Genomic DNA, 1,973 nt, shown 5'->3' with positions numbered 1-1,973 from the left:
GCGCGCCGATACGCTCGACGGGGCCTGCACGGCCGCCGGCCCGGACCCTCGACCCGCACCCCTTCGGCCGCCCCTCGGCCGCCGCTCGGTCGACCCGCTCCCGACCCGATCCCGAATGGACCCGTGACCCGACTCCGCCGAACCCCCGCGACCCCGAACCGCCCCGCACGCCGGACCCTGGGGGTGCTCCTCGGCGTCGGGCTCGCGCTGTCGCTCAGCGCCTGCTCGGCGGACGAGCTCGTCGACGTCCTCGACGCGATCGTCGTCGAACTCGACGGCGAACCCGCGATCCGGCCGGCCGATGCGCCGGGGGACCCGGACGCGTCCGACGCGACGTCGGTCGAGCGGGGACTGACGGCGGCCGAGTGGGAGGCGGCGCTGTCGGACCTCGCGTCGTTGCCCGTCAAGGGACGCGCGGCCATGACCGGCTACGAACGCGACGCGTTCGGCCACGGGTGGATCGACGTCGACCGCAACGGGTGCGACACGCGGAACGACGTGCTCGCGCGCGACCTCGACGACCCCGACCGGCCCCAGGGATGCCGCGTCCTCTCCGGGATCCTCGACGATCCCTACACCGGTGCGCTCATCGAGTTCGTGCGCGGCGAGGGCACGTCGCAGCTCGTGCAGATCGACCACGTCGTCCCCCTCGCGAACGCCTGGGTGACCGGCGCGCAGCAGCTCACCGAGGAGGAGCGCGTCGCGTTCGCCAACGACCCGCTGAACCTGCTCGCGGTCGACGGTTCCGCGAACCAGCAGAAGGGCGCCGGCGACGCGGCCACGTGGCTGCCCGCGAACCGCTCCTTCCGATGCGAGTACGTCGCACGCCAGGTCGCCGTCAAGGCGGCGCACGACCTCTGGGTGACGCCGCCCGAGCGCGATGCGATCGAGCGCGTGCTCGACGGGTGCCGTCCGGCGGCGTGAGGCGTGCGCCCGTCCGGGTTCGGCGCTACTCGCCCACGGCGAGCGGACGCTCGTCGAGCAGGTCGGCGCCGAAGCCGACGAGGGACTTCGCCATGCAGATGCTCGCGGGCGTGCCGACGTAGCGGCCGAACGGCGCCACGCGACGGTAGCCGTGCTTGGCGTAGAGCGCCTGCGCCGGCAGGTGCTGCGTGCCCGTCTGCAGCACGAGCTCCCGGATGCCGCGCGCACTCGCATCCGTCTCGACCCGATCGAGCAGGCGGCTCGCGATACCGGTCCCGCGCGCGGGCTCGTCGACGTACATGCGGGCGATCTCGGCCCGCCCGGCGCCGTGCGCGCCGTCGTCGATGAGGGCGATCATGCCGACCGCCGTGCCGTCGTCGTCGCGGGCGACGTACACCGTGACCCCCGGCCGGGTGAGCTCGCCCGCGTCGAGCTGCAGGCACCCGTCGCCCGCGGGGTAGAGCGCACGCGAGTACGACGATCCGGCCTCGAGCAGGCGTGTGACTCCGGCCGCGTGCGGCGGCTCGACGGAGATCGACGGCGGTGTGGTCACGACGAGAGCGTACGGCAGTCGCGTTACCGCTCCGTTACGTTCCTGCGGCGGAATGCGACGTGAAGGGGATTCACAGGAGGGTGTCCGGTATCGTTGGGAGGTCGGTTCTGGACACCGTGCACGTCGCACGGATGGGTTTGTGAGTCTCGAGGGCCGGTTCCACGCGCAGTCCGCGCGCGGATAGTCACCGTATGTGAACGGCCCCGGTCGACGAAGCTCCCGGGTTCTCAGTCGTGCCGCGCGATCGCGCGGCCGGTTGCCATGTACACGCAATGCAACCCAGGAAGCCCCGATGCCCAAGAACAAGAAGCCCGCCGGCGGTCGCCCCGCCAAGAACTTCGACCCGTCGTACGCGAAGAGCTCGCGCCGCAGCACCCCGCGTGCCGGCGGCGCGCAGAAGCCCGGCTCGCGCAGCCCGGGCCACCGCGGGTACCGCCAGGAGGAGGCGGCGCCCAAGGAGCGTTGGACGCGGGATGAGCGCGTCGCGAGCGGCCGG

General features: G+C 73.1%; 2 protein-coding genes and 1 pseudogene. 2 read left to right on the top strand and 1 reads right to left on the bottom strand.

The genetic code is table 11. The features are described 5' to 3' along the window. The first annotated feature begins 123 nt into the window (after nucleotides 1-123). Nucleotides 124-924 (top strand): HNH endonuclease family protein, encoded by an 801-nt coding sequence (locus ESO86_RS19985; RefSeq protein ID WP_242492420.1) that lies wholly within the window; start codon nucleotides 124-126, stop codon nucleotides 922-924. A 25-nt stretch (nucleotides 925-949) separates the two neighbouring features. On the opposite strand, the gene ESO86_RS19265 is transcribed toward ESO86_RS19985, so the two are convergent. After that, nucleotides 950-1,477: a GNAT family N-acetyltransferase gene (locus tag ESO86_RS19265; protein WP_165308064.1), complete on the bottom strand. Its 528-nt coding sequence runs from the start codon at nucleotides 1,475-1,477 to the stop codon at nucleotides 950-952. A 292-nt stretch (nucleotides 1,478-1,769) separates the two neighbouring features. On the opposite strand from ESO86_RS19265, the pseudogene ESO86_RS19260 reads away from it, so the two are divergent. Next, a pseudogene (locus tag ESO86_RS19260) lies at nucleotides 1,770-1,973 on the top strand (DEAD/DEAH box helicase); the annotation flags it as partial.

Origin of the sequence: Agromyces binzhouensis (assembly GCF_004135055.1) — a bacterium.
Classification (GTDB): Bacteria; Actinomycetota; Actinomycetes; order Actinomycetales; family Microbacteriaceae; genus Agromyces; species Agromyces binzhouensis.
The sequence above is the reverse complement of the archived record's forward strand: the minus strand, read 5'-3'. Positions and strand labels throughout refer to the sequence as shown.